At 67.9% G+C, this 26,124-nt stretch carries 22 protein-coding genes; 7 read left to right on the top strand and 15 right to left on the bottom strand.

The features are described 5' to 3' along the window. Window positions 1–6 precede the first annotated feature (6 nt). Together ACGTNF_RS09195 and ACGTNF_RS09190 are read right to left on the bottom strand one after the other, a co-directional pair. Entirely contained in the window at window positions 7–2,601 is a 2,595-nt protein-coding gene (locus ACGTNF_RS09195) for a TRAP transporter permease (RefSeq protein ID WP_394601442.1), read from the bottom strand. Window positions 2,602–2,745: 144 nt separating this feature from the next. Beyond that, window positions 2,746–3,726, bottom strand: coding sequence for a TAXI family TRAP transporter solute-binding subunit (locus tag ACGTNF_RS09190; protein ID WP_394601441.1), 981 nt, complete (start codon window positions 3,724–3,726; stop codon window positions 2,746–2,748). Between the two features lie 259 nt (window positions 3,727–3,985). Between ACGTNF_RS09190 and ACGTNF_RS09185 the strand changes: the two genes are divergently transcribed. Continuing rightward, complete coding sequence (locus ACGTNF_RS09185; RefSeq protein WP_394601440.1) at window positions 3,986–4,540, top strand: macro domain-containing protein; 555 nt, start codon at window positions 3,986–3,988, stop codon at window positions 4,538–4,540. A gap of 155 nt (window positions 4,541–4,695) precedes the next feature. Here the strand turns inward: ACGTNF_RS09185 and ACGTNF_RS09180 are convergent, their stop codons facing one another. The 3 genes from ACGTNF_RS09180 to ACGTNF_RS09170 all read right to left on the bottom strand — a co-directional run bounded on the left by ACGTNF_RS09180 (window position 4,696) and on the right by ACGTNF_RS09170 (window position 7,547). Further along, window positions 4,696–5,991: a TRAP transporter large permease gene (locus ACGTNF_RS09180; protein WP_394601439.1), complete on the bottom strand. Its 1,296-nt coding sequence runs from the start codon at window positions 5,989–5,991 to the stop codon at window positions 4,696–4,698. After that, window positions 5,981–6,457, bottom strand: a complete 477-nt coding sequence (locus ACGTNF_RS09175; RefSeq protein ID WP_394601438.1) for a TRAP transporter small permease — start codon at window positions 6,455–6,457, stop codon at window positions 5,981–5,983. Before ACGTNF_RS09175 ends, ACGTNF_RS09180 begins: the two co-directional genes overlap by 11 nt. A gap of 79 nt (window positions 6,458–6,536) precedes the next feature. After that, window positions 6,537–7,547 (bottom strand): DctP family TRAP transporter solute-binding subunit, encoded by a 1,011-nt coding sequence (locus tag ACGTNF_RS09170; RefSeq protein WP_394601437.1) that lies wholly within the window; start codon window positions 7,545–7,547, stop codon window positions 6,537–6,539. Window positions 7,548–7,686: 139 nt separating this feature from the next. On the opposite strand from ACGTNF_RS09170, the gene ACGTNF_RS09165 reads away from it, so the two are divergent. Together ACGTNF_RS09165 and ACGTNF_RS09160 are read left to right on the top strand one after the other, a co-directional pair. Continuing rightward, complete coding sequence (locus ACGTNF_RS09165) at window positions 7,687–7,809, top strand: hypothetical protein (RefSeq protein WP_394601436.1); 123 nt, start codon at window positions 7,687–7,689, stop codon at window positions 7,807–7,809. A gap of 76 nt (window positions 7,810–7,885) precedes the next feature. Beyond that, window positions 7,886–8,755, top strand: a complete 870-nt coding sequence (locus ACGTNF_RS09160; protein ID WP_394601435.1) for a DMT family transporter — start codon at window positions 7,886–7,888, stop codon at window positions 8,753–8,755. Between the two features lie 10 nt (window positions 8,756–8,765). Here ACGTNF_RS09160 and ACGTNF_RS09155 read toward each other — a convergent pair whose 3' ends face one another. The 9 genes from ACGTNF_RS09155 to ACGTNF_RS09115 form a co-directional block, all read right to left on the bottom strand. Further along, complete coding sequence (locus ACGTNF_RS09155) at window positions 8,766–9,368, bottom strand: DUF192 domain-containing protein (protein ID WP_394601434.1); 603 nt, start codon at window positions 9,366–9,368, stop codon at window positions 8,766–8,768. 75 nt (window positions 9,369–9,443) lie between these two features. Then, complete coding sequence (locus tag ACGTNF_RS09150) at window positions 9,444–10,169, bottom strand: GntR family transcriptional regulator (protein WP_394601433.1); 726 nt, start codon at window positions 10,167–10,169, stop codon at window positions 9,444–9,446. A gap of 154 nt (window positions 10,170–10,323) precedes the next feature. Continuing rightward, a complete protein-coding gene (gene pyk, locus ACGTNF_RS09145; RefSeq protein WP_394601432.1) occupies window positions 10,324–11,814 on the bottom strand; it encodes a pyruvate kinase in 1,491 nt (496 codons plus the stop codon). Further along, the gene (locus ACGTNF_RS09140) at window positions 11,811–13,181 is read right to left on the bottom strand and encodes a glycerate kinase type-2 family protein (protein ID WP_394601431.1); all 1,371 of its coding nucleotides are present in this window, start codon (window positions 13,179–13,181) and stop codon (window positions 11,811–11,813) included. Before ACGTNF_RS09140 ends, pyk begins: the two co-directional genes overlap by 4 nt. A 193-nt stretch (window positions 13,182–13,374) precedes the next feature. Continuing rightward, the gene (locus ACGTNF_RS09135; RefSeq protein ID WP_394601430.1) at window positions 13,375–14,262 is read right to left on the bottom strand and encodes a 2-hydroxy-3-oxopropionate reductase; all 888 of its coding nucleotides are present in this window, start codon (window positions 14,260–14,262) and stop codon (window positions 13,375–13,377) included. Window positions 14,263–14,491: 229 nt separating this feature from the next. Then, window positions 14,492–15,271: a hydroxypyruvate isomerase gene (hyi, locus tag ACGTNF_RS09130; RefSeq protein WP_394601429.1), complete on the bottom strand. Its 780-nt coding sequence runs from the start codon at window positions 15,269–15,271 to the stop codon at window positions 14,492–14,494. An 88-nt stretch (window positions 15,272–15,359) separates the two neighbouring features. Then, window positions 15,360–17,135 (bottom strand): glyoxylate carboligase, encoded by a 1,776-nt coding sequence (gene gcl / locus ACGTNF_RS09125; protein WP_394601428.1) that lies wholly within the window; start codon window positions 17,133–17,135, stop codon window positions 15,360–15,362. Between the two features lie 337 nt (window positions 17,136–17,472). Then, window positions 17,473–18,321 (bottom strand): bifunctional allantoicase/(S)-ureidoglycine aminohydrolase, encoded by an 849-nt coding sequence (locus ACGTNF_RS09120; protein ID WP_152478158.1) that lies wholly within the window; start codon window positions 18,319–18,321, stop codon window positions 17,473–17,475. Window positions 18,322–18,372: 51 nt separating this feature from the next. After that, window positions 18,373–18,861 carry an ureidoglycolate lyase gene (locus ACGTNF_RS09115; protein WP_394601427.1) on the bottom strand — a complete coding sequence of 163 codons (489 nt, stop codon included), beginning with the start codon at window positions 18,859–18,861 and terminating at the stop codon, window positions 18,373–18,375. 375 nt (window positions 18,862–19,236) lie between these two features. Here ACGTNF_RS09115 and ACGTNF_RS09110 point away from each other — a divergent pair, with 375 nt between their 5' ends. Further along, window positions 19,237–20,688 carry a YfcC family protein gene (locus ACGTNF_RS09110; RefSeq protein WP_394601426.1) on the top strand — a complete coding sequence of 484 codons (1,452 nt, stop codon included), beginning with the start codon at window positions 19,237–19,239 and terminating at the stop codon, window positions 20,686–20,688. A gap of 108 nt (window positions 20,689–20,796) precedes the next feature. Here ACGTNF_RS09110 and puuE read toward each other — a convergent pair whose 3' ends face one another. Further along, window positions 20,797–21,729 carry an allantoinase PuuE gene (gene puuE / locus ACGTNF_RS09105; protein WP_394601425.1) on the bottom strand — a complete coding sequence of 311 codons (933 nt, stop codon included), beginning with the start codon at window positions 21,727–21,729 and terminating at the stop codon, window positions 20,797–20,799. Between the two features lie 635 nt (window positions 21,730–22,364). Here puuE and ACGTNF_RS09100 point away from each other — a divergent pair. From ACGTNF_RS09100 to ACGTNF_RS09090, 3 genes are all read left to right on the top strand, one after another. Next, window positions 22,365–23,126, top strand: coding sequence for an aspartate/glutamate racemase family protein (locus tag ACGTNF_RS09100; protein WP_394601424.1), 762 nt, complete (start codon window positions 22,365–22,367; stop codon window positions 23,124–23,126). 83 nt (window positions 23,127–23,209) lie between these two features. Next, window positions 23,210–24,565 (top strand): NCS1 family transporter, encoded by a 1,356-nt coding sequence (locus ACGTNF_RS09095; protein WP_394601423.1) that lies wholly within the window; start codon window positions 23,210–23,212, stop codon window positions 24,563–24,565. 87 nt (window positions 24,566–24,652) lie between these two features. After that, window positions 24,653–26,113, top strand: coding sequence for an NCS1 family nucleobase:cation symporter-1 (locus ACGTNF_RS09090; protein WP_394601422.1), 1,461 nt, complete (start codon window positions 24,653–24,655; stop codon window positions 26,111–26,113). Window positions 26,114–26,124 lie beyond the last annotated feature (11 nt).

Raw genomic sequence — 26,124 nt, 5'->3', positions numbered from 1 at the left:
CCTCCATCAGGCAGAGACCGGCTTGCCGCCGTGATCGCGGCGCCGTCGCTGCAGCATCACCACCAGGGCCAGCACCAGGAAGGCGGGAATCCACATCCACTCCTTGGTCCAGCGATCCACCGGCGCCTGCACCTGGATGATCTCCTGGTCGAAGTCGAAGCCGAGCTTCGCCGCCTCGCTGCCGTAGGTCACCATGTCGACCACGGCACGATCGTCCTCGACGTTGAGCATCAGCCCCAGGTTCGACAGCCGATCCTCGCCGGTCTCGCCGTCCGGCACCGGCAGGGTCATGTAGGTGGTCATCGGATCGCCGTAGGCGTCCAGGCCGCTGATCTGGATCCGCAGCGAGGAATCGGGGTCCGCGTTGCCCAGCGCCTCGACGAACTGCGCCGGCGGCACGTCCTGGTAGGGATCATGGATCATGTCCATCCAGAAGCCCGGGCGGAACAGCGTGAAGGCGACCAGCAGCAGCAGCAGCGACTCGTACCAGCGATTGCGGGCAACCATGAAGCCCTGGGTCGCCGCGGCGAAGATCAGCATCGCCACCGTCGCCACCACGAAGATCAGGATGCCCTGGAGCAGCGAGACATCGATCAGCAGCAGGTCGGTGTTGAAGATGAACAGGAACGGCAGCGCCGCGGTACGCAGGCTGTAGTAGAACGCCTGGAAACCGGTGCGGATCGGGTCGCCCCCGGACACCGCGGCCGCGGCGAACGAGGCCAGCCCCACCGGCGGCGTCACGTCGGCCATGATGCCGAAGTAGAACACGAACAGGTGCACCGCGATCAGCGGCACCAGCAGGCCGTTCTGCTCGCCGAGCTGCACGATCACCGGCGCCAGCAGCGCCGACACCACGATGTAGTTGGCGGTGGTGGGCAGGCCCATGCCGAGGATCAGGCTGAGCACCGCGGTGAGCAGCAGGATCAGCAGCAGATTGCCCATGGAGAGGATCTCCACCACGTCGGCCAGCACCAGGCCCACGCCGGTCTGGGACACCGCGCCGACGATGATGCCCGCCGTGGCGGTGGCGATGCCGATGCCGATCATGTTGCGGGCACCGCCGACCAGGCCTTCCCAGAGGTCATGGAAGCCCTCGCGAACGTCCGCCGCCAGATTGCTGCGGTGGCGGAACATGGCCGTGATCGGGCGCTGGGTGATCATGATGAAGACCATGAACACCGTGGCCCAGAAGGCCGACAGCCCCGGTGACAGGCGTTCCACCATCAGGCACCAGATCAGCACGATCACCGGCAGGATGTACTGCAGGCCGACCATCACCGTGGGCCGGGTCTGGGGCAGCTTGTAGACCGGCTCGTCGGGGTCGTCGAGCTCCAGTTCCGGATAGCGCGAGGCCACCTTGAGCAGGCTCACGTAGACCGCCGCCAGGGCCACGGCCACCACCCAGGGGGTGGCATCGCCGAGCACCGGCTTGAGCCAGCCCAGGCCGTAGTAGACCACCAGTGCGGTGATCATCATCAGCAGCAGACCGGCCAGGAAGCCCACCGCCTTGCGCACCAGCGGCTTCGGCGGATTGCTGCTCTGAAGGCCCTGCATGTTGGCCTTGAGGGCCTCCAGGTGGACGATGTAGACCAGCGCGATATAGGAGATCAGCGCCGGCAGGAAGGCGTGCTTGATCACGTCCACGTAGGAGATGCCGACGTACTCGACCATCAGGAAGGCCGCGGCGCCCATCACCGGCGGCATGATCTGGCCGTTGACCGAGGACGCCACCTCCACCGCCCCGGCCTTCTCGGCGGGGAAGCCGACGCGCTTCATCATCGGCACGGTGAAGGTGCCGGTGGTCACCACGTTGGCGATCGAGGAGCCGGAGATCAGGCCGGTCATGCCGGACGCCACCACGGCGGCCTTGGCCGGCCCGCCGCGATAGTGGCCGAGCAGCGAGAAGGCGACCTTGATGAAGTAGTTGCCGGCCCCGGCCTTGTCGAGCAGGGCACCGAACAGCACGAACAGGAACACGAAGCTGGTCGACACGCCCAGCGCGATGCCGAACACCCCCTGGGTGGTCAGCCACTGGTGATTGACCAGCCCGTTGAGGCTGACCCCGCCGTGGGCGAGGATGCCCGGCATCCAGGGGCCGGCCAGGCTGTAGACGAGAAACACCAGGGCCACGATCATCAGCGGCGGCCCCAGGGCGCGGCGCGTCGCCTCGAGCAGCAGCACGATGCCGATCACGCCGACGATCACGTCCTGGGTGATCGGCGCGCCGGGGCGCTGGGACAGCTGCTCGTAGAACATGAACATGTAGGCGCCGCAGAAGGCCGCGGCGAAGGCCAGCCCCCAGTCCAGCAGCGGGATGCGATCCCGCGGCGAGCGCTTGAGGGCGGGATAGGCCATGTAGGCCAGAAACAGTGCGAAGGCCAGGTGGATGGAGCGCGCCTCGGTGGCGTTGAAGACCCCGAAGCCCAGCACGAAGGGAATCGGCGAGGCGATCCACAGCTGGAACAGCGACCAGACCGCGGCAATGCTGACCAGCAGCTTGCCCGGCGTTCCGGCCGGCTTGCGCGCCCCCGAGTCGCTGGAGGCGACCATATCCTCCAGATCGACCTCGGCGCCCGGCGCCCTTGTCTTGTCGTCAGTCATAAGCGTGCCCTGGTTGATGTGGATGACGCATGGAGTGCACGACGCTCTCTTTCACTCTTCTTTTCGGAATCACAAACGCAATGCGCGGCCCTCGGCGAGGGCCGCGCATGCCTTGGCGAATGATGCAGCTTCAGCGGCTGACGATCACTCGATCCAGCCCTGTTCGCGATAGTAGCGCGCGGCCCCCTCGTGCAGCGGTGCCGAGAGCCCCTGGGTGACCATTTCCTGCGGGTCCAGGTTGGCGAAGGCCGGGTGCAGCTGCTTGAAGCGATCGAAGTTGTCGAAGATCGCCTTGACGGTCTGGTAGACCACCTCGTCGCTGGTGTCGGAATCGGTCACGAAGGTGGCCGCCACGCCGAAGGTCTCGACGTCGTCCGGGTTACCCTTGTAGAGCCCGCCCGGAATCACCGACATGGAGTAGTAGGGATACTCCTCGACGATGCCCTGGACGTCCTCGTCGTTGAGCGCCACCAGGCGCGAATCGACGGTGGTGGTGGCTTCCTGGATGGCACCGTTGGGGTGGCCGACCACGTAAGCCATGGCGTCGATGTTGTTGTCGGCCAGGGCGGAGGCCATCTCGGCGGCGTCGAGCTGGGAGGCCAGCGAGAAGGAATCCTGGGTCCAGCCCTTGGCGTCCATCACCACTTCCATGGTGTTGCGCTGGCCGGAGCCCGGGTTGCCGATGTTGACGCGCTTGCCTTCCAGATCGTCGAGGGTCTCGATGCCGGCGTCGGCGCGGGCCAGGATGGTCAGCGGCTCGCCGTGAACGCGGAACACGGCCCGCAGCTTGTCGTAGGCCTCGTCCTCGAAGTTGCCGGTGCCGTTGTAGGCCTGGTACTGGACATCGGACTGCACCACGCCCATGTCCAGCTCGCCGGACTTGATGCCATTGACGTTGGCCACCGACCCGCCCGTGGAAGGCGCATTGCACTTGATGTTGGCGTCGTCGAGACGGTTGACCAGGCGGCAGACGGACTGGCCGACCACATAGTACACGCCGGTCTGGCCGCCGGTGCCGATGGTGATGAACTGCTCTTCGTCCTGCGCCATGGCCGGCGACGCGAACATGGCAGCACCCAGCAGCGCACCGGAGAAGGCGGCGGTGGAGAAAGCATGGCGTTTCATTGACGCACCTCGTTGACGTTGTTGGCAAAACATTTGGCAAAGCCATTCGATCGACGGCGCATCCTGAGCCAGTTCGATCTATTCGACAATACCTACTTTAGCGAAAAAACGTCTGTCCGATGGAGTTTATTGCTTCCATCCCAGTGTAGTTGCCGTCAACGCTCGTCACCCGCCGTCCTGGTCAACGCGTCGCCGGCGACGGCCGCGCAGAGTGCCCGACTTGTCGGACCGCCGGCGCGGCCGCCAGACTGAAAGGACCATGAGCGCCCACGAGGACACCCACATGCACGCCAGCGCACCCCGCATCGAATGTTGCCAGGGCGACATCGCCCGGCAGCACGACGTCGAGGCGGTGGTCAACGCCGCCAACGCCCGGCTGCGCACCGGCGGCGGCGTGGCCGGCGCCCTGCACCGTGCCGCCGGCCCCGAGCTCGCCGAGGCCTGCGCGCCCCTGGCGCCGATTCATCCCGGCGAAGCGGTGATCACCGACGCCTACGGCCTGCCCAATCGCCATGTCATCCACTGTCTGGGGCCGGTCTACGGCGTCGACGAGCCCTCCGATACGCTGCTCGCCGACTGCTACCGCAACGCGCTGGAACTGGCACAGCGGCATGGCATCGAGCGCCTCGCCTTCCCGGCGCTGTCCACCGGCGCCTTCGGCTATCCGGCCGCCGAGGCGGCGCGCATCGCCCTGTCCACCGTGCTGACCACCCTGCCCCACTGCCCGGCGATCAGGCGGGTGCGCTTCGTGCTGTTCGACGCCGCCGGCGCCGAGCTGCATCAACACACCCTGAAGACCCTGACCGAGGCCTGAACCGCAAGTACGCGAAGGCTTGTCTGAAAAGTCGGCGAGCGAAGGCGAGACAAGGCAAAAATCAGCGAAAGGCCGGAGTTTACTTGCTGTAAATGAGGACCTTGAGCTGATTTTTAACGCCGTATGGCCGAGCGCAGACATTTTTCAGGCATAGCCTAGATGTTGTAGCCGAGCAGGGTCGGCAACCACAGGGCAAGCTGCGGGAAGATCACCACCAGCGCCAGCGCGCTGGCCATGGCCGCCACGAACACCAGCGCCCAGCCCACGGTCTGCTCCAGGCGCACCCGCGCCACCTCGGTGGTGACCATCAGGTTGACCGCCACCGGCGGCGTGAACTGGCCGATGGCGATGTTCATCGCCAGCAGGATGCCGAACCACACCGGGTTCCAGCCGAAGTGCTGCATCACCGGCACCAGGATCGGCATCATGATCAGGTAGATCGAAATCGCATCCAGCAGCATGCCGGCCAGCAGCACCGCCAGCATGATCAGCACCAGCAGCAGCGTGCCGCTGTCCGACAGCCCGATCACCCACTCCGCCAGGTGGCGGAAGGTGCCCAGCATGGTGCCGGCCCAGGCGAAGATGCCGGCCAGGGCGATGATCAGCATCACCACCCCGGAGATCACCGCGGCCTCGCCGAGCAGCGCCCAGAGGTCGCGCCAGCCGAGCTCGCGGGTCAGCCACAGGCCCACCACCACGCCATAGGCCACCGCCACCACCGCCGCCTCGGTGGGCGTGAACAGCCCCGAGCGCAGCCCGCCGAGGATCAGCACCGGGGCGAACAGCGCCGGAATCGCCTGACGGAAGCTCTCGCCGATCGGCGGACGCTCCGTCTCGCCGGGCGCCTCCCAGCCGTGACGCCTCGACAGCCACCAGGCCGGCACCAGCAGCGCGGCCCCGGCCAGCATGCCCGGGAAGAGACCGGCGGCGAACAGCGCGCGCAGGTCCACGCCCGGCACCACGATGGAATACAGGATCAGCGCCACCGAGGGCGGAATCAGGATCGCCGTGGAGGCCGACGCCGCGATCAGCGTCGCCGAGAAGGGCCGGGGATAACCCGCCCTGGTCATGCTGGGCAGCATCACCATGGCCACCGCGGCCGCGTCGGCGGGGCCGGAGCCGCTCATGCCGCCCATGATCATGCACACCAGCACCGCCACCAGCGCCAGGCCGCCGTGCCGCGGGCCGATCAGCGCCTGGGCGAAACGCACCAGGCGCGCCGCCACCCCGGCGCGTTCGAAGATCAGCCCGGTGAGGATGAACAGCGGAATGGCGATCAGCGGGTACTTGGCGACGCTGTTGTAGGTGTTGGTGCCGAGCGTGGCCAGCATCGCCGGCGACAGCCCGGCGACGATGCCCACCGCCCCGGACAGCCCCAGCGAGAAGGCCACCGGTACCCCGGCGATCAGCAGGCCGGCGAAGGCCAGCAGCATCCACAGGTCAGGACTCATCGTCGAGCCCTCCGCGCAGGCGGTCGAGGGTCTGCTGGCACTGACGCCACAGCATCAGTCCGGCCAGCAGCGGCAGCCACGCCAGGTACCACCACTGGGGCAGCCCCAGGCCCGGCGACAGGGTCTCCCACTGGTATTCCTGCCACGCCAGCTGGCCGCCGTACCAGGCCACCAGCCCCAGCACGGTGAGGCCACACAGGCCCTGGAACAGGATCAGCGCGCGCCGCGGCCCCGGCGGCAGGGCCCGCTCCAGCAGCGCGATGCGGATATGGCGATGGCGGCGCAGCGCCACCGAGGCGCCGGCGAAGGTCAGCAGCACCAGCAGGAACACCGAGAACTCCTCGGTGAAGGCGAAGGAGGCGTCGGTGATGTAGCGCACCACCACGTTGGCCAGGCTGATCAGGCCGATGATCAGGATGGCCAGGGTCGCGAGCACGCGCTCGAGTCTTGCGTCGGGACGTTTCATGACGGGGGATCTTGAAGGGTGAGGAACGACGACGTCGCCCGGCCGGAGCCGGGCGACGTCTCATGGGGTGAGGCGAGCGTCAGGGCGCGTCGATGTCGCGGCGGGCGGCCTCGACGATCTCCTCGCCGATGCGCGGCACCCACCGGTCGTGGACGCTCTCGGTCGCCTCGACGAAGGCCCGGTACTGGCCGTCGTCGAGCTCGGTGACGCTCACGCCGCGCTCGCGGATCGCCGCCAGCCGGTCGGCCTGCTCGCCGCGGCTCTTGGCGATCTCCCAGGCGCCGGCCTCGACCGCGGTCTCGCGCAGCATCTGCTGCTGCTGCTCGGACAGCGAGCCCCACACCTGGCGGTTGGCGGCGAACACCAGCGGGTCGTTCATGTAGTTCCACAGCGTCAGGTGGGCCTGGCCGACCTGATCGATGCGCGCCACGTCGAACACCGACAGCGGGTTCTCCTGGCCGTCCACGGCACCGGTGGTCAGCGCCGGCTTGGCATCGGCCCAGCTCATCTGGGTCGGGTTGGCGCCCAGCGCGGAGAAGGTGTCCTGGAACAGCGGCGAGCCCACCACCCGGATCTTCAGCCCCTCGAGATCGCTCGGCGCCTCGATGTCGCCGCGGGAATTGGAGAGCTGGCGGAAGCCGTTCTCGCCCCAGCCCAGCGGCACCACGCCCTTGTCCTCGATGGCGGAGAAGATCATCTCGCCGGCTTCGCCGCCGGTCACCGCGTCCACGGCATCCTCGTCGGGCAGCAGGAACGGCAGCGAGAAGAGGTTGAGCGCCGGCACCTGGGGGGACCAGTTGATGGTCGAACCGACCGCCAGGTCGATCAGCCCGGAGCGCATGGCGGAGAATTCTCGGGTCTGGTCGCCACTGACCAGCTGGGCGTTGGGATAGACGCGCAGGGTCAGCTCGCCGTCGGAGCGTTCCTCCACCAGTTCCGCCCATTTCTCGGCGGCCTGCCCCCAGGGGAAGGCGTCGGACAGCACGGTGGAGACGGAAAGCTCGCGGGCCTGGGCGGTCAGGGTCGAGGTCAGCAGGGCGGCGCCGGCCAGGATGGCGGCGAGACGCCCGAGGGAGCGGGAGGTGGGCATAGCGTGTCCTTGTGTCCGCTTTGGCAGCGGTTATCGGCGTTGTCGGTATTTCGCAACAAAAGAATATGCCTGCAAGCCCCCGCCACGACAAGGGTCGACGATGGTCGACGCACGACGGCCACCACGAAAGGCTCCCCACGTGGCGGGGCTTGCCACCGAGCCCCTGGGCGTGGGGCTGGAGCATCAGTACCGTGAGAACACGTTCGGCCCCGAGGACAGCGACGCGTCGCTGCCCCAGGCCATGATCCGCGGGACCTCCTGATGCCGTGCCGCGCGGCACCGGCACGGCGATTCCTGCTAGGCTGTGGCTTCATTCCACGACCGATCAAGGAAGAGCCGTGCCCCTCAAGGACCTGGCCCTGGGACTGGGCGTCATCGTTATCTGGGCGCTCAACATCATCGTCATCAAGCTCGGAGTGACCGAGCTTCCCCCCTTGCTACTGACCACCGTGCGCTTCGCCCTGGTGGCCGCCCTGCTGGTGCCCTTCCATCCGGTGCCACGGGCGCGCCTGCCGTTCCTGGCGCTGCTGTCGGTGACCTTCGGCACCCTGCACTTCGCCCTGCTGTTCATCGGCCTCGGCCAGGCCGAGGCCGGCACCGGCGCCCTGCTGGTGCAGATGGGCACCCCCTTCGCCACCCTGCTGGCGGTGATCTTTCTCAAGGAGAAGCTGGGCCCGCGGCGGCTAGCGGGCCTGCTGCTGTCGTTCGCCGGCGTGGTGGTGCTGGCCGGCGGCCCGACGCTGCCCGCCCCGTTGCCTACCGCCCTGCTGCTGGCCAGCGCCCTGGCCTGGGCGGTGTCGCAGCTATTGATCAAGCAGGGGCCGCCGGTGCCGCCCATGGCGCTGGCCGGCTGGATCGCGCTGTTCGCCACCCCGCAGGTGGCGCTGGGATCCTGGTGGTTCGAGCAGGCGCACTGGGCCGCCCTGACCGAGGCCGGCTGGCGCGGCTGGGGAGCGGTGTTCTACACGGCGGTGATGTCGTCGATCGTCGCCTACGGCATCTGGTACGGCCTGCTGCGGCGCCACCCGGTCAACCGCGTGGTGCCGCTGATGCTGCTGATGCCGGTGCTGGCGGTGGCGCTGGGCGTGCTGCTGCTGGGCGACCCGCTCGGCCCCAACAAGCTGATCGGCGGCGGCCTGGTGGTGGCCGGCGTCGCGCTGATCGTGGTCCGCCTCGGCGGCCGCACGCCGCGCCGTGCACCAGAGTGATACGGACGGCTCAGCCGCTCGGCCGAGTCTCGCCGCCGGTGTCGGAGGCCTCCTGGGACTCGGCCTCGACAGCGGCCCCGTCACGGGACGGTGACTCGGCGATGGCGCATTCGCCGCCGTCGCCGGGCCAGCTGACGCAGTCGCCGACCGCGATGCCGTGCGCCTCGAAGACGCCGGCATTGACCTCCAGCGCCGCTCGATAGGACGCATCCGGGCGCGTCACCGGGCAGTCCTGGGCCGACGCCGAGGCGCAGGGCGCCATGCGGCGAATATCGACGATGCGCCCGGCCTCGTCGATGAAGGCGATATCCAGCGGAATCAGGGTGCGGTACATCCAGAAGCCGTTGCGCGACGGCTGAGTGCGGTCATAGAGGAACAGCATGCCGGCGTCCTGCGGCAGATGCTCGCGCCCCATCAGCCCCTGGGCGCGCTCGCCTGCACGGCGCGCCACCTCGACGGTCAGCCGACGGGGGCCCGCCTCGCCGTGCACCGTCAGCGGCACCCGCGGCAGGCGCGCCTCCTGGGCCATGGCGAGGCCGGTCCAGGAGGCAGCCAGAGGCAGCGCGGGCAACATGGAAAGCGCCTGGAGCAGGCGGCGACGGGTCGGATTCATGACACTCCTCTCAGGGGGATGCGGCGCGGTTGCCGAACAGGGTAGCCGATGGCGGCGCCGGGTCGCCCCGGCGCCTCATCCCTGCGCCTGGCCCAGGATCGACTTCAGATCGATGCGCGACTCCCGCGGGCTCAGATCCAGCAGCGCCTCCAGCCCAAGCAGGTGATCGTGGATCGCGCCGCGGGCGGCTTCCGCCTCGCCCGCGGCCAGCAGCTCGACCAGCCGCTCGTGCTGGGCCTCCTGATAGCAGGACGAAAGCCCCGAGCGCTTGTAGAGCGCCACCACGATGGAGGTGCGCAGCACCAGGTCGGTGAGCATGCCGCCCAGCACCCGGTTGGGCGAGTGCTCGGCCAGCAGGTGATGCAGGTTCAGCGAGTGCTCGATGCGCGCCGGCTCGTCGCCGCGGCGATGGGCCTCGGTCTCCTCGTTCGCCTGGAGCCTGAGCGCGTCCAGCGTCTCGGCGGAAAGCCGGCCGGCCAGCAGCGCGACCACCTCGCCCTCCACCAGGCGGCGGGCGGCGAAGGTCTCGCGGGTCTCCTCGATGCTCGGCGCCCGCACCCGCGCCACCTGGTTGGGGCGCTGGTCGACGACGTGCTCCGAGGCCAGCCGAGTCAGCGCCTTGCGCACCACCGAGCGGCTGACGCCGAACACCTCGCCCAGCGTCACCTCGGGCAGCTTGGTGCCCGGCGGCAGCCGCTGCATCAGCACCGCTCGGCGCACCTTGTCGGCGATATCGCGGTCGCCGACGCGGGCACCGTTCCTGACGTCGGCCTGCAACTCCTCGTGCCAGGCTTGGCTCATGACGTGGGTCTCCTGATCGTCCGCGCGGACTGTCGCATGTGGGCGGATGGCTGACTGTATCGCATACCGGCATTGTATACAGAAAATGCCCCGACCGTCGGCAACGGTCGGGGCGATATCAGGTGACGCCACGATCACCGGGGACGTTTTCGCACTAGTCGTCGCGATGCCGCTCGTTGACGTCGAGGATCTTGAGGGTATTGGTGCCACCGTGGGCGTTCATGTGATCGCCGCGGGTGAGGATGACATGATCGCCCGGCTCGGCCACGCCCTGCCCCACCAGCAGCGCCATGGCGCGGTCGTTGAGCTCGGCGGCCGACATCTCGCTGGTGTCGAAGGGCAGCGAGATCACCCCGCGATACAGCGCCATGCGCCGCTGGGCGACCGGATTGTGCGCCAGGCCGACGATCGGCAGCCCGGAACGGATGCGCGAGGCGATCAGCGGGGTGTAGCCGGTGGCGGTCATGCAGGCGATGGCGGCCACGCCCGACAGGTGGTTGGCGGCGTACATCGCCGACAGCGCGATGGTCTCGTCGATCTTCGAGAAGCCCTCGTGGATGCGGTGGCCGGAGGACTGGGCGATGCGCTCGCGCTCGGCGCCCAGGCAGACCCGGGCCATGGCCTCCACGGTCTCGACCGGGAAGTCGCCGGCGGCGGTCTCGGCGGAAAGCATCACCGCGTCGGTGGCGTCGAGCACCGCATTGGCCACGTCGAACACCTCGGCGCGGGTCGGCAAGGGCGAGTCGATCATCGACTCCATCATCTGGGTCGCGGTGATCACCGCACGGTTGTGGCTGCGGGCGTGCTTGATGATGCGTTTCTGGGTGCCGATCAGCGCCTCGTCGCCGATCTCCACGCCGAGATCGCCGCGGGCCACCATCACCGCCTCGCTGGCCTCGATGATGCCGTCGAGCGTTTCGTCGTCGGCCACCGCCTCGGCGCGCTCGAGCTTGGCCACCAGGCCGATCTCCCGACCTGCATCTCCCAGAAGGGTTCTGGCTTCCTGCATATCGGCGGCGCTGCGCGGGAAGGACACGGCCAGATAGTCGACGCCGATGGCCATGGCGGTCGCGAGGTCGGCCTTGTCCTTGTCGGTCAGCGCCGGGGCGGAGAGCCCGCCGCCCTGCTTGTTGATGCCCTTGTTGTTGGACAGCTCGCCGCCCACCACCACCGTGGTGTGGATGGCGCTGCCGTCGACGCGGGAGACGTCGAGCACCAGCCGGCCGTCATCGAGCAGCAGGCGGTCGCCGGCGCTCACGTCATCGGCCAGCTCGCGATAGTCGCAGCCGACGCGGCTGGCGTCGCCGGCCTGGCCGTCGAGGGCCACGTCGATGACGAAGGGCGCGCCTTCCTCGAGCACGACCTTGCCCTCGGTGAAGCGGGCGATGCGGATCTTCGGTCCCTGCAGGTCGCCCAGGGCGGCGACGCTGCGGCCCTGGCGGGCGGCGATCTCGCGCACCGCGCTCAGCCGGCGGCGATGGTCGTCGGGGGCGCCGTGGGAGAAGTTGAGGCGCACCACGTCGACGCCGGCGGCGATCATCTGCTCCAGCACGCCCTCCCGGTCGCTGGCGGGGCCGAGGGTGGCGACGATCTTGGTGCGGCGGATCGGCTCGTGGATCGGGGCATGGGGCGGCAGTGTCGTCATGAATTCCTCGGCAGTACCAGGAGGGCACGAAAGTCGTTGACGTTGGTGCGCGTGGGCCCGGTCACGATCAGGTCGCCCAGCGCCTCGAAGAACGAGTAGGCATCGTTGCGCGACAGATAGGCGTCGGCGTCGAGGCCGCGCTCGTTCATGCGCGTCCAGCAGCCGGGCCCGAAAATCGCCCCGGCGTTGTCCTCGGAGCCGTCGATGCCGTCGGTGTCGATGGCCAGGGCGTGAATGCCGGGGGCGCCCTCGAGGGCCGTGAACAGCCCCAGCAGATACTCGACGTTGCGCCCGCCGCGGCCGTCTCCGGCCACGGTCACGCTGGTCTCGCCGCCGGACAGGATCAGCAGCGGCCGCTCGAGCCCGACCTGGGCCTCGAGGGCCAGGCGGGCGTGCTCGCGGCCGAGCTCGCGGGCCTCGCCCTCGAGGTCGTCGCCGAGCAGGCGCACCTCGACCGCGTCGGCCTCGGCGGCGGCCCGGCCGGCCGCCAGGGCGTCCCGGGCGCGGGCCAGGATCTCGCTCTCGTCGCGGGCGAAGCCCGGATCGTCCGGCCGCGGCGCCTCGTGGTTGGCCTCCAGCTGTTGGCGCACCGCGGCGGAGACCTCGATGCCGCGCCGTTCCAGGATCGCCAGCGCCTCGTCGGGGGTGGAAGCATCGGGCAGCGTCGGCCCGGAGGCGATCAGCGAGGCCTCGTCGCCGGGCACGTCGGAGATCAGCCAGGTCAGCACCCGGGCCGGATGGGCGGCGGCGGCCAGGCGGCCGCCTTTGATCGCCGACAGATGGCGGCGCACGGTGTTGATCTCGCCGATCGGGGCGCCGCTTCTCAGCAGCGCCTTGTTGATGGCCTGCTTCTCGGCCAGGCTCACGCCGGGCGCCGGCAGGGTCATCAGCGCCGAACCGCCGCCGGAGATCAGCGCGATGACCAGATCGTCCTCGCCGAGACCGTTCACGGCCTCGAGCATGCGCCGGGCGGCCTTCTCGCTCAGGTCATCGGGCATCGGGTGCGAGGCCTCGAGGATCTCGATGCGGCGCCCGGCGTCGCCCCCTCCCGGCGGCTCCTGTTTCCGTGCGTCCGGCGCCTGGGGGCCATGGCCGTAGCGGGTCACCACCAGGCCGGACAGCGGCGCCTCGGGCTGATGGGCGTCCCAGGCGCGCTCCAGGGCGACGGCCATGGCCGCCGCCGCCTTGCCGGCGCCGACCACCAGGGTGCGGCCGGCCGGCGGCTCGGGCAGCCGGTCGGGCAGCAGGGTGTCGGGGTGCACGGCCGAGACGGCGATCTCGCCGAGCCGCTCGAGCCAGGCGCGCGCCGCCTCGGGGCGCTCGGCGAAGGCCTGCGGGGAAACGGTCCGCGGGGAAGGGGCATTCATTCAGGGGTCTCCTTGGCAAAAGGGCCCGGTGACGAGCCAGGGGTCCATAGGGGAAGACTCGCCACCGGGCAAGGAGCCGTCAAGCGACGACTCCGGCAGACGACGACCCGACGCCTGCCTTCAGGGAGCAGTCACCTCCCCATCCTCCATCGCTCGAAGACGCCGTTCGACGCCGCCGGGCGGTGGCATGGCATCACTGGCTGCCGATCTCGTGGTCGGCCAGCGCCTCCAGTGCGCGGGCGATGCCGGCGTGATCCCAGTCGGCGCCGCCGTGGGCGACGCAGGCCTGGAACAGCTGCTGGGCGTTGGCGGTGCCAGGCAGCGCGAGATCGAGGCTGCGCGCGCCTTCCAGCGCCAGGTTGAGGTCCTTCTGGTGCAGCTTGATCTTGAAGCCGGGATCGAAGGTGCGGTCGATCATGCGCTGGCCGTGGACGTCGAGGATCTTCGACTGGGCCAGGCCACCGAGCAGCGATTCGCGAACCTTGGCCACGTCGGCGCCGGCCCTGGAGGCGAACAGCAGGCCCTCGGAGACCGCCTCGATGGTCAGCGCGACGACGATCTGGTTGGCCACCTTGCAGGTCTGGCCGGCGCCGTGGCCGCCGATATGGGTGATGGTCTTGCCCATCACCTCGAGCAGCGGCTCGGCGCGGGTGAAGCCTTCCTCGGTGGCGCCGACCATGATGGTCAGGGCAGCGTTGATGGCGCCGCCCTCGCCGCCAGACACCGGAGCGTCGACGTACTCACCGCCGGCCTCATGGATGCGCCTGGCGAAGTCCTGGGTGGCCAGCGGGGCGATCGAGCTCATGTCGATCACCAGGGTGCCGGGCTTCAGCCCCTCGATGACGCCGCCCTCGCCGAACAGCACCTCCTCGACGTCCGGGGTGTCGGGGACGATGGTGATGATCACCTCGGAGGCCTCGGCGACCGCCCTGGGATTCTCGAGCTCCTGCATGCCCTTGCCGGCCAGGGTCTCGTCCAGGGGGCCGCGCTTGACGGTGGTCAGTGCGTGGCCGGCGTCCAGCAGGTGGCTCGCCATGGGACGGCCCATGATGCCCAGTCCGATAAAACCGATCTTGCTCATGATGCGTCTCCCGTTTGTCTCTGTTGTCGTCGTGATCTCGAAGGCAGCACCGCTGCCGGGTTTTCATTGGGCAGGCCTCGGCCACGCCACCAGATGATGAGCGCCGGGGGCAAGACAAAGCGAGGGTCCTACGCCAGGGATGGCGTCGGTAGCGCCCAGGGAAGGGTTCACAGCGCCCTCGCGGCGTCTTGGCACCGGGAAAGCTCATCCCGGCATCGGCACGACGCCCTCAACCTCTAGCCGCATCCAGCCAGCCAAGCCCCTCCTGGGTGCTCCCGGCCGGCTTGTACTCGGCGCCGATCCAGCCCGTATAACCCAGTCGATCGAGGTGGTCGAAGAGGAAGGGGTAGTGGATCTCGCCGGTGCCCGGCTCGTGGCGGCCCGGGTTGTCGGCCAGCTGCACGTGGGCGATGCGGTCGATGTTCGCCTCGATGGTCGGCGCCAGGTCCCCTTCCATGATCTGCATGTGATAGATGTCGTACTGCAGCTTCAGGTTGCCGCTGCCGACCTCGTCGAAGATGGCCAGGGCCTGGGCGGTGCGGTTGAGGAAGAAGCCCGGAATGTCGCGGGTGTTGATCGGCTCGGCGACCAGCAGGATGCCGGCGGCCTCGAGCCTGTCGGCGGCGAAGCGCAGGTTGTCGATCAGCGTCCGGCGGGCCTGCTCCATGCTGACGCCGGCGGGCTGGATGCCGGCCAGGCAGTTGACCTGGGTATTGCCGAGCACGCGGGCATACTCGATGGCGCGGTCGACGCCGGCGCGGAACTCCTCGACGCGGTCCGGATGACAGGCGATGCCGCGCTCGCCGGCCCCCCAGTCGCCGGCCGGCAGGTTGAACAGCACCTGGGTCAGGCCGTGGTCGTCGAGGCGCTTCTTGATCTCGGCGGCCTCGAAGTCGTAGGGAAAGAGGTATTCGACGCCCTTGAAGCCCGCGTCCGCGGCGGCCTGGAAGCGGTCGAGGAAATCCACCTCGGTGAACAACATGCTGAGATTGGCGGCGAACTTGGCCATGTGCTTCTCCCTGTGTCTTGTCGTGTGTGTCATCGATCTTGCCGATGCGCCCGCCGCCGGCCACCAGCGGCGACCAGCCTAACGCTTCCTACCGCAGGGCGGCGATGGAGCTCGGCGCATCGGCGACGCTCTCGGCCAGCGCCTCGAACTCGTTGATGCCGGTCAGGTCGGCGCCCATGGCGATGTTGGTCACCCGCTCGAGGATCACCTCGACCACCACCGGCACCCGGTACTGTTTCATCAGCTCGCGGGCCTCGGCGAAGGCCTCGCCGATCCGGCCGGGCTCGGTGACGCGGATCGCCTTGCAGCCCAGGCCCTCGACCACGGAAACATGGTCCACCCCATAGCCGTTGATCTCGGGGCAGTTGATGTTCTCGAACGACAGCTGCACCTGGTAGTCCATGTCGAAGCCGCGCTGGGCCTGGCGGATCAGCCCCAGGTAGGAGTTGTTCACCAGCACGTGGAGGTAGGGCAGGTGGAACTGCGCGCCCACGGCCAGCTCCTCGACCATGAACTGGAAGTCATAGTCGCCGGAGAGCGCGACGATCTCGGCCTCGGGATCGGCCCGACGCACCCCGAGCGCGGCCGGGATGGTCCAGCCCAGCGGGCCCGCCTGGCCGCAGTTGATCCAGTGACGCGGCCGGTAGACGTGCAAAAACTGGGCGCCGGCGATCTGCGACAGGCCGATGGTGCTGACGTAGCGGGTGTTCTTGCCGAAGGCCTTGTTCATCTCTTCAAAGACCCGCTGCGGCTTGACCGGCACCTCGTCGAAGTGGGTCTTGCGCAGCAGGGTGCGCTTGCGTTCCTGGCAGGCCTCGGCCCAGGCGCGACGATCCTTCAGCCGGCCCTCGGCCTGCCACTCACGGGCCACCTCGATGAGACGTTCGAGCGCCGGTTTGGCGTCGGAGACGATGCCGTAGTCGGGGCCGAAGATGCGGCCGATCTGGGTCGGCTCGATGTCCACGTGAACGAAGGTGCGGCCCTCGGTATAGGTCTCGAGATTGCCGGTGTGGCGGTTGGCCCAGCGGTTGCCGATGCCCATCACGAAGTCGGACGCGAGCAGGGTCGCGTTGCCGTAGCGGTGCGAGGTCTGCAGGCCGGCCATGCCCGCCATCAGCGGATGATCGTCGGGAATGGTGCCCCAGCCCATCAGGGTCGGGATGACCGGCACCCCGGTCAGCTCGGCGAATGCGGTCAGCAGCTCGCTGGCGTCGGCGTTGATGATCCCGCCCCCGGCGACCAGCAGCGGCCGCTCGGCCTCGTTGAGCATGGCCAGCGCCTTTTCGATCTGGGCGCGGCTGGCGGATGGCTTGTAGGCCGGCAGCGGCTCGTAGGTGTCCGGATCGAACTCGATCTCGGTCATTTGCACGTCGATCGGCAGGTCGAGCAGCACGGGGCCGGGACGCCCGCTGCGCATCAGCTGGAAGGCCTGCTGGAAGGCGCGCGGCACCTGGGCCGCCTCGCGCACGGTGGTGGCCCACTTGGTCACCGGACCGGCGATGGCCTGGATGTCGACGGCCTGGAAGTCTTCCTTGTGCAGCTTGCTCACCGGCGCCTGGCCGGTGATGCACAGGATCGGGATGGAATCGGCGGAGGCCGAGTAGAGGCCGGTGATCATGTCGGTGCCGGCCGGGCCGGAGGTGCCGATGCACACGCCGATGTTGCCGGGCCGGGCACGGGTGTAGCCCTCGGCCATGTGCGAGGCGCCCTCGACGTGGCGGGCCAGCACGTGGTCCACGCCGCCGACCGAGCGCATGGCGGCATAGAAGGGGTTGATGGCGGCGCCAGGCAGGCCGAAGGCAACATCGATGCCTTCCTTCCTGAGCACGTGAACGGCGGCTTCCGCGGCGGTCATGCGAGCCATGACGAGATCCTCCAGTGGCGTTGTTATATTTTCTGGAAAATATTTCTGTATACAGAGACTAGGCCCGACGCCGGCACCCCGTCAACGAATTATGGAAAATTTTTCCAATAATTCATCAAGGCGAAATAATCCCTTTTATTTCATTCAGATAAGAGAGAGTAAAACAGGAGGATTGTTGACAACGACCGTGCCGGTTCACCGGTCCCGATAACGGCCCCAGGCCCGATACAGGCGAGGGCATCGATGACCGGATCGCGAGCTGAACGAGGCCCCGGACGACGACACCCGCCAGAAGGCGGGTGTCGTCATACCGTGGCGTGCCGGGCCGATCGTGGGCTCAACGGCGCTTGCTGTACGGCAGCGCCATATGGCGGTTCACGTCCTTGTAGAGCAGGTAGCGGAAGGGCCCCGGGCCACCCGCGTAGCAGGCCTGCGGGCAGAAGGCGCGCAGCCACATGTAGTCGCCGGCCTCGACCTCGACCCACTGCTGGTTCAGGTGATAGACCGCCTTGCCCTCGAGCACATAGAGGCCGTGCTCCATGACGTGGGTCTCGTCGAACGGGATCACGCCGCCGGGCTGGAAGCTGACGATGTTGACGTGCATGTCGTGGCGCAGGTCGTCCTGGTCGACGAAGCGCGTGGTGGCCCACACCTCGTTGCAGTCCGGCATCACCGACGGCTCGATGTCGTTCTCGTTGGTGACGAAGGGCTCCGGCACCTCGATGCCGTCGACGAATTCGTAGGCCTTGCGGATCCAGTGGAAGCGCACCGGGGCATCGGACTCGTTGCGCAGCTGCCAGTCGGTGCCCGGCGGGATGAAGGCATAGCCGCCCGGCTCCATGCGGTGCGGCTCGCCGGCCAGGGTCAGGGTCATCTCGCCTTCGACCACGAACAGCACGCCCTCGGCACCCGGGTCGGTCTCGGGGCGCTCGCTGCCGCCGCCGGGCGAGACCTCCATGATGTACTGGGAGAAGGTCTCGGCGAAGCCGGACAGCGGACGCGACAGCACCCACAGGCGAGTGTTGTCCCAGTGCGGCAGCTTGCTGGCCACGATGTCGCGATAGACACCCTTGGGAATCACCGCGAAGGCCTCGGTGAACATGGCCCGGTCGGTGGTCATCACCTTCTGGCCCGGATGGCCGCCCTGGGGGGCATAGTACTGATGCGAGTGCTGGCGCTGGCTCATGAGATGTCCTCTTGTGATCTGTTGTCTTGTCCCGGGATCGACGCGCCGGCCTTACGGCAGGGTCACGCGGATGTCGATGGGGTGCTCGTCGCAGTTGTTGCCCTCGCCGCCCCGGTCGACGACCAGGAACTCGCCCTCGCGCTCCAGCACCGACTGGATGGCGTGCCAGGTGCCGGCCGCGTAGTTGACGCCCTGGCGGCCGTCGGTGACGAAGGCACGCACCTCGGCGGGGTCGATGGCCTCGCCGGGCGGGGCGACGACGACGAGAAAGCGCTCCTGGTGCAGCGGCATGAAGGCCTGGCTGCCCTGGGGGTGACGCTCCAGGAAGGCGAGCTCCAGCGGCAGCGTGACGGGCTGGCTGACGAAGATGCTGATCAATGTGCGCGCCTGCTCGCCCAGCGTCTCGACCCTCGCGAGGTCGTGATAGCGGCGGGTGCGGCCGGCGTTGATGGGGAAGTAGTCGGACGTCCGGGTGTCGATCACCTCGCCGAACGGGGCGAAGTCCTCGGGCGTCAGGGGACGGGCTTGGAGTTCGAGCATGCTGCCTCCTGTCACAGGGGAATGTGGTTTACCGGTCATGGCAAGACAATCGAGACGACCGGCCCACCTCATCGAGGCAGTGGCGTGTCGCGGCACCGAACGACGGGGACGTTGACCTTCCCGGCTGACAGCACCATCATCTTACCCCTTGAAACTATAATTTCAATATTGCACGAATGCTGAAACATTAATTGTAAAAATGTTTTCCAGGCCGCCGGACGAGACACCTTAACGCCTGATGCGACAGGCGCTCGACGGCACCTGCCCCCCTGAGGCAAGCGCACGACAGCATCGTGCAGCCCCGTCATCCCGAGTCCGCCTCGAGACGTCCAGCCTCAAGGCGGCTCGCCAGACCAACAACAACACGAGGTCCTTATGTCCCGACACACCCCTTCCAGCAGCGCAGTGGCGTCCCGAGCCCAAGGGCACAAGCGCGGCTTCCGGATCCCTCATATCTACGTGATCCTGTTCGTCTTCATCGCCTTGGCCGCCCTCGCGACCTACTTCGTGCCGGCCGGCGTCTATGAGCGCATCCCCGGCCCCAGCGGGCGCACCACCATCGATGCCGAGTCCTTCCGGTTCGTCGAGTCGACGCCCGTCGGCCTCACCGACTTCATGCTGGCCATCCCGAACGGCCTGATGAGCGCCGGCCAGGTGGTCTTCTTCACCTTCATGATCGGCGGCATGTTCATGGTGCTGCACCGCACGGGGATCATCGAGATCGGCGTCGACAAGCTGAGCCGCCGGTTCGCCAACCGGAGCCTGCTGCTGATCCCGGTGCTGATGACCGTCTTCGCCGTCATCGCCACCATCATCGGCACCCAGGAGCTGGCCCTGGTCTATGTACCGGTCATCCTGCCGCTGATGATCGCCCTGCGCTTCGACTCGGTGACCGCCGCCGCCGTGGCGCTGTGCGCGACCACCGCCGGCTTCACCACCGGCATCATCAACCCCATCAACACCGGGCTCGGCCAGCAGCTGTCCAACCTGCCGCTGTACTCGGGCTTCGGCCTTCGGGCGCTGGCCTTCATCGTGGTACTGGGCGCCGGCATCTTCTTCGTCATGCGCTATGCACGAAAGGTCCGCCGCAACCCCGAGCTCAGCCTGATGGCCGAAGACGCCACCGAAGCCGAGAAGCGCGTCCAGTTCCAGCATGCGACCGACGAGGGCGCGCTGACCGCCACGGCTCGCCAGAAGTGGGCGACGCTCGCCACCTTCGCCTTCCTCGTCCTGCTGGTGTACGGCGTGCTGGCGCAGGGCTGGTTCATGATGGAAATGGCGGGCCTGTTCATCATCATGGGCATCGCCGTCGGACTGATCGCCGGCCTGACCACCGAGGACATCTGCGAAGGCTTCAACAAGGGCTTCCGCGACGTGCTGGTCGGGGCCATGATCGCCGGCGTGGCGCGCGGCGTCGCCGTGGTGCTCGAGGACGGCCAGATCATGGATACCCTGGTCTACGGGCTGGGCAACCTGGTCGGCGAGCTGCCCACCCTGCTGTCCGCCATCGGCATGTACTTCGCCCAGCTCGGCTTCAACTTCGTGGTGCCCTCCGGCAGCGGCCAGGCCCTGGTCACCATGCCGATCATGAGCCCGCTGGCCGACTTGATCGGCGTCACCCGGCAGACCGCGGTGCTGGCCTATCAGCTCGGCGACGGCATCGGCAATATTCTCTATCCGACCTCCGGCTACTTCATGGCCACTCTGGCCATCGCCGGTGTGCCCTGGCAGAAATGGGTCAAGTTCTTCCTGCCGCTGTTCGGCATCTGGGTGCTGATCTCGCTGGGCTTCCTCGCCTTCGCCCAGGCCACCCAGTGGGTCGGCTGATCAGCCCCTAGCCCTACCCACTCTCACCATGCGCCGTGCCCCTTCGCCCGATTGTCCGGGCGAGCGGCACGGCGCCTTCGTTGAGGCGGCCCTCCGTTGAGGCGGACCTCAGCCCTTGGGGGCCGGATGATGCTCGGCCCAGTGCCGGGCGATATCCACCCGGCGGGTGACCCAGACGCGATCGTGGGCCTCGATGTGATCGAGGAAGCGCTGCAGGGCGCGGAAGCGACCGGGGCGGCCGAGCAGCCGGCAGTGCATGCCCACCGACAGCATCTTCGGCGTGTCCTCGCCTTCCGCATAGAGCACGTCGAAGGCGTCGCGCAGATAGGTGAAGAAGTGGTCCGCGGTGTTGAAGCCCTGCGGCGCGGCGAAGCGCATGTCGTTGGTGTCCAGGGTGTAGGGCACCACCAGATGGCTGTGCTCGCGGCCCTGGCTGTCGGCCTCGCGGGTCCAGAACGGCAGATCGTCGCCGTAGTAGTCGCTGTCGTAGAGGAAGCTGCCCTCGTCGAGCACCAGGCGCCGGGTATTGGGGCTGTCACGGCCGGTGTACCAGCCCAGCGGCTTCTCGCCGTAGAGCGACTGGAAGATCTCGATGGCGCGGCGCATGTGATCGCGCTCGACGCTCTCCGGCACGTTCTGGTAGTGGATCCAGCGATAGCCGTGGCAGGCGATCTCGTGGCCCAGCTCCTTGAAGGCGTGAGCCACCTCGGGGTGGCGCTCCAGCGCCATGGCCACGCCGAACACCGTCAGCGGCAGGCCGCGGCGCTCGAACTCGCGCAGGATGCGCCATACGCCGGCCCGGGAGCCGTACTCGTAGATCGACTCCATGCTCAGGTGGCGGTCCGGGTAGGCATCGGCGCCGATGATCTCGGAGAGGAACTGCTCGGAGCCCTCGTCGCCGTGAAGCACGCAGTTCTCGCCGCCCTCCTCGTAGTTGAGGACGAACTGCACGGCGATGCGCGCCTTGCCGGGCCATTTGGCCTCGGGCGGAGTGCGGCCGTAGCCGATCAGGTCACGGGGATAGTCGCGTGTCGCGGTCATGGCGACGCCTCCATGTTGTTGTAGGGGGTTGTTGTAGATCGCCTTTGTCGCCGTCGTCGCCGACGGCCCTCACGCCTCGGAGCACCATGATGAGCAATAAGTGTATACAATTAAATTCTAGGGTGTGCTCACCTTGCTTGCAAGGAGCCTGCGCCGTCCTCGGCGCAGCCCGACGCTCGCTTCGGCATCCGAGATGACAATCGCGGCGCCCATGGCGACCGCCTTCGGCCAGCCCTTGCGGCTCACCCTCTACTTTGTATACAAAAAAATCCGGATTGCCAATCCCCTCCCGGTTCTCGCCCGGACTCTCACGCGGCTCTCCATACGGCGCTCCAGAAGCACCGCCCTCCCCCACTGACGGGTCAGCGATGGCGTCCGGACGGCACAGGGCACCAAGCCCGACGGGTGATGGCCTCGATGAACGCCCGATCATCAGAAGGCTTGAGGCCCATTAAATGTATACAGCTATTGTCGCCATAAAAAAATCCTGGGGCATTCCCAAGCCACTGTTTACCAACGGGAATAAAGCACTCCACCGGCGCCGGATGCGCCTTGATTTCCGACGGGGATAGGGACTATTTTGTGTACAAAGAAAATCTCCCTTGTTCACAAAGACAATCATCGTCGGAGATCCCATGCAGATTCGCGTTATCAACCCCAACACCACCCGCGGCATGACCGAGACCATCGGCAACGCCGCCCAGGCCATCGCCTCCCCCGGCACCCTCATCAGCGCCACCCAGCCGGCCCATGGCCCGGTCTCCATCGAGAGCCACTTCGACGAGGCGATCAGCGCCACGGGCGTGCTCGAGGAAGTCGCGGCGGGCGAGCGCGATGGCGTGGACGCCTACATCATCGCCTGCTTCGGCGACCCCGGCCTGCTGGCGGCCCGGGAGCTGACCCGGGCGCCGGTCATCGGCATCGCCGAGGCGGCCTTCCACATGGCCACCCTGATCAGCACCCGCTTCTCGGTGGTCACCACCCTGGGCCGCACCGGCATCATCGCCGAGCACCTGCTCGAGCAGTATGGCTTCGGCCACCACTGCCGCCGGGTCCGCGCCGCCGAGATCCCGGTGCTCGACCTGGAGGACGACGGCGATGCGGCGCTTGCGCGGATCATCGAGGAGGGCCGCCGCGCCCGCGACGAGGACGGCATCGGCGCCCTGGTGCTGGGCTGCGGCGGCATGGCCGAGCTCACCGATGAGATCTCCGAGGCCGTGGGCCTGCCGGTGGTCGAGGGCGTGACCGCGGCGGTCAAGCTGACCGAGGCGCTGGTCGGCCTGGGGCTTTGCACCAGCAAGCATGGCGATCTGGCCTTCCCGCGGCCCAAGCCCTTCATCGGCCGCTACGCCCACTTCTCGGACCAGGACGCGTCGGGCAGCGACGAGACACGCTAAGCCCCGGCGCCGGGTAACGGCGCCCACCACCGCCTCGGGCGGACAATAACCACAATCACGGCACCCTTAGCGAGGATCCCACCATGAGCCTCTCGACTTCACGCTCCCACGCGGACGATTCCGCCCCTCACACCAAGGGGGCCGGCCACGAGTCGCTGGCTCCACAGCAGACCCGCATCATGGGCCGCGGCTCCTACCTGCTGGCCTGGTTCGGCGGCTGCGTCTCGATCGGCACCTTCACCATGGGCTCGAGCGTGGTCGGCACGCTGAACCTGCTGCAGGCGACGCTCGCGATCGCCATCGGCTGCTTCGTGATCGGCATCGCCCTGGCGCTGAACGGCGCCGCCGGCTACAAGTACGGCATTCCCTTCATGGTCCAGGCGCGCAGCGCCTTCGGCTTCTCCGGCACCCGCCTGCCGGGGCTGGTACGGGCCGTGCCGGCCATCGTCTGGTACGGCTTCCAGAGCTGGATCGGTGCCGGCGCCCTGAACATGGTCTCGGCGACCCTGTTCGGCTTCGACAACCTGATCTTCTTCTTCATCGCCTTCCAGTTCCTGCAGATCGGCCTCTCGGTGCTGGGCTTCCAGGGCATCAAGTGGCTGGAGAACATCGGCAGCGGCTTCATCCTGGCCTCGCTGGTCTACATGTTCTACAGCACCGTACAGCGCTACGGCGACGAGCTCTCGGCCAGCATGCTGACCATGGACGGCTCCTGGGGCCTGCCCTTCTGGGGCGCCACCATGCTGTTCCTGGGCATCTACAGCACCATGATGCTCAACGTCAGCGACTACTCCCGCGAGCACAAGGAAGGCAGCGGCCCGGGCCTGCTGACCACCCTCTACGCCATGTCGATCCTGCCCTGCACCCTGTTCATGGGCCTGATCGGCTACATGGTCTCCGAGGCCACCGGCGTCGCCGACCCCATCCAGGTGTTCGCCAACGCCGTGGACAACACGCCACTGCTGATGACCACCCTGCTGTTCATCGCCTTCGCCCAGGTGACCACCAACGTGCTCAACAACGTGGTGCCGCCGACCTACGTGCTGATGGACGCCTTCAAGCTGAAGTATCGCACCGCCACCGTGATCGTCGGCCTGCTGGCCTTCGCCACCTTCCCCTGGGAGCTGGTGCAACCGGACTCCGCCGACGGCCTGCAGCTGTTCGTGCAGACCTACTCCGCCTTCCTCGGCCCGATCTTCGCCATCCTGGTGGTCGACTACTACCTGGTGCGCCGCCGTACCCTGGACCTCGGCAAGCTCTATGACGCGCAGGGGCCCTACCGCGGCGTCAACCCGGCGGCCCTGATCGCCACCGCGGTGGGCATCGCCGCCGCCCTGACCTTCTCCTCCGTCTCCTGGTACGCCAGCCTGATTCCCGCCGGTGTCACCTACTTCCTGCTGATGAAGCACTGGCGCCCCTGCCAGCGCTTCCGCGACTGATCCTCGCGCCCGGGCGGCACGCCCGGGAAACGCGGCCCTCCCCTCCGGGGCGGGCCGTTTTCCTAATAACGACAACAAGGCCATCCCATGACGGACCTGAGCGACAAAGCGCTGGAAATCCGGCGCATCGATCCGCGCCTCTACAACGACGACCTGGCCCCGATCAAGAAGCGTGATCGCAACTGGGGCTGGTTCGAGATCTTCAACGTCTGGTCGAACGATATCCAGAGCCTGTTCGGCTACACCCTGGCGGCCTCGCTGTTCATCTCCTACGGGCTCAACGGCTGGGCGGTGATGGCGGCGATCATCCTCGCCGGCGTGGTGGTGATGGGCCTGGTCAACCTCACCGGCAAGCCGAGCGTCAAGTACGGCGTGCCCTTCCCGGTGATGATCCGCGCCAGCATGGGCGTGCACGGCGCCAACCTGCCGGCCATGCTGCGCGCCGTGATCGGCATCTTCTGGTACGGGGTGCAGACCTACTTCGCCTCCACCGCCATGAAGCTGCTGCTGACGTCGCTGTTCGGCGATCCGGGCGGCACCCTGCTCGGCATGTCGGCGCTGGGCTGGCTGTCGTTCGTGATCGTGTGGGCCTTCCAGATGGCGATGTTCTGGGCCGGCATCGAGCGCATCAAGCACTTCCTCAACTGGGCCGGGCCGCTGGTCTACGTGGTGATGGTGGCGCTGATGATCGTCGTCTGGGTCAAGGCCGGCGACGAGCTGCTGCCTGCGGTCGGCACCATCTTCGAGGGCCAGAGCGACTATCACGGCAGCGCGATCGGCGCCTTCCTGGCCATCACCGGCACCATGATCGCCTACTTCGCCGCGGTGGTGATCAACTTCGGCGACTTCACCCGCTTCGTGAAGAGCGAGCGCGAGATGAAGCTCGGTAACCTGGTGGGCCTGCCGCTCAACGTGGCCTTCTTCTCGTTCATCGCCCTGATCATCACCGCCGGCACCCTGGTGCTGTTCGGCGAGACGCTGACCAACCCCTCGGACATCATCGAGCGGGTCGACTCGCTGCCGCTGACCATCGTCGCCGCCCTGACCTTCTTCGCCGCCACCGTGGGCATCAACCTGGTCGCCAACTTCATTCCGCCGGCCTATGACCTGGCCAACCTGTTCCCGAGCAGGGTCAGCTTCCGCCTGGGTGGCCTGATCACCGCCATCATCGCCTTCTTCGTCGGCGCGCTGTGGGTATCCTTGATCAGCGATATCGGCGTCGCCGGCTTCGTCAACGCCCTGGGGGCCGTCGTCGCGCCCTTCTACGGCATCATCGTGGTCGACTACTACGTGGTGAAACGCCAGCGCCTGGACCTGCAGGACATGTTCTCCAGCGCCCCGGACGGCGCCTATCACTACGTGAAGGGCTGGAACAAGCGCGCCATTGCCGCCTTCACCCTGGCCGCGCTGTTCTCGATCGCCTCGGTGTGGCTGCCGGCGCTGGAGGCCCTGGGCGGCTACGCCTGGCTGGTCGGCGCCGGGCTCGGCGGCGGCTTCTACTACCTGCTGATGCGCAGCCAGCGCCTGCCGGCCGCTCAGCCCGCCTGATCCCACCGCCC

It is taken from the genome of Halomonas sp. B23F22_10 (assembly GCF_043496975.1).
Lineage (GTDB): Bacteria > Pseudomonadota > Gammaproteobacteria > Pseudomonadales > Halomonadaceae > Halomonas > Halomonas smyrnensis.
This window is presented reverse-complemented; position numbering and strand designations above follow the sequence as displayed.

Bases quoted from the DNA above. Each gene is read 5' to 3' on its own strand.
- ACGTNF_RS09195 (WP_394601442.1), bottom strand. From the start codon at position 2,601: ATGACTGACGACAAGACAAGGGCGCCGGGCGCCGAGGTCGATCTGGAG.
- ACGTNF_RS09190 (WP_394601441.1), bottom strand. From the start codon at position 3,726: ATGAAACGCCATGCTTTCTCCACCGCCGCCTTCTCCGGTGCGCTGCTG.
- ACGTNF_RS09185 (WP_394601440.1), top strand. From the start codon at position 3,986: ATGAGCGCCCACGAGGACACCCACATGCACGCCAGCGCACCCCGCATC.
- ACGTNF_RS09180 (WP_394601439.1), bottom strand. From the start codon at position 5,991: ATGAGTCCTGACCTGTGGATGCTGCTGGCCTTCGCCGGCCTGCTGATC.
- ACGTNF_RS09175 (WP_394601438.1), bottom strand. From the start codon at position 6,457: ATGAAACGTCCCGACGCAAGACTCGAGCGCGTGCTCGCGACCCTGGCC.
- ACGTNF_RS09170 (WP_394601437.1), bottom strand. From the start codon at position 7,547: ATGCCCACCTCCCGCTCCCTCGGGCGTCTCGCCGCCATCCTGGCCGGC.
- ACGTNF_RS09155 (WP_394601434.1), bottom strand. From the start codon at position 9,368: ATGAATCCGACCCGTCGCCGCCTGCTCCAGGCGCTTTCCATGTTGCCC.
- ACGTNF_RS09150 (WP_394601433.1), bottom strand. From the start codon at position 10,169: ATGAGCCAAGCCTGGCACGAGGAGTTGCAGGCCGACGTCAGGAACGGT.
- pyk (WP_394601432.1), bottom strand. From the start codon at position 11,814: ATGACGACACTGCCGCCCCATGCCCCGATCCACGAGCCGATCCGCCGC.
- ACGTNF_RS09140 (WP_394601431.1), bottom strand. From the start codon at position 13,181: ATGAATGCCCCTTCCCCGCGGACCGTTTCCCCGCAGGCCTTCGCCGAG.
- ACGTNF_RS09135 (WP_394601430.1), bottom strand. From the start codon at position 14,262: ATGAGCAAGATCGGTTTTATCGGACTGGGCATCATGGGCCGTCCCATG.
- hyi (WP_394601429.1), bottom strand. From the start codon at position 15,271: ATGGCCAAGTTCGCCGCCAATCTCAGCATGTTGTTCACCGAGGTGGAT.
- gcl (WP_394601428.1), bottom strand. From the start codon at position 17,135: ATGGCTCGCATGACCGCCGCGGAAGCCGCCGTTCACGTGCTCAGGAAG.
- ACGTNF_RS09120 (WP_152478158.1), bottom strand. From the start codon at position 18,321: ATGAGCCAGCGCCAGCACTCGCATCAGTACTATGCCCCCCAGGGCGGC.
- ACGTNF_RS09115 (WP_394601427.1), bottom strand. From the start codon at position 18,861: ATGCTCGAACTCCAAGCCCGTCCCCTGACGCCCGAGGACTTCGCCCCG.
- ACGTNF_RS09110 (WP_394601426.1), top strand. From the start codon at position 19,237: ATGTCCCGACACACCCCTTCCAGCAGCGCAGTGGCGTCCCGAGCCCAA.
- puuE (WP_394601425.1), bottom strand. From the start codon at position 21,729: ATGACCGCGACACGCGACTATCCCCGTGACCTGATCGGCTACGGCCGC.
- ACGTNF_RS09100 (WP_394601424.1), top strand. From the start codon at position 22,365: ATGCAGATTCGCGTTATCAACCCCAACACCACCCGCGGCATGACCGAG.
- ACGTNF_RS09095 (WP_394601423.1), top strand. From the start codon at position 23,210: ATGAGCCTCTCGACTTCACGCTCCCACGCGGACGATTCCGCCCCTCAC.
- ACGTNF_RS09090 (WP_394601422.1), top strand. From the start codon at position 24,653: ATGACGGACCTGAGCGACAAAGCGCTGGAAATCCGGCGCATCGATCCG.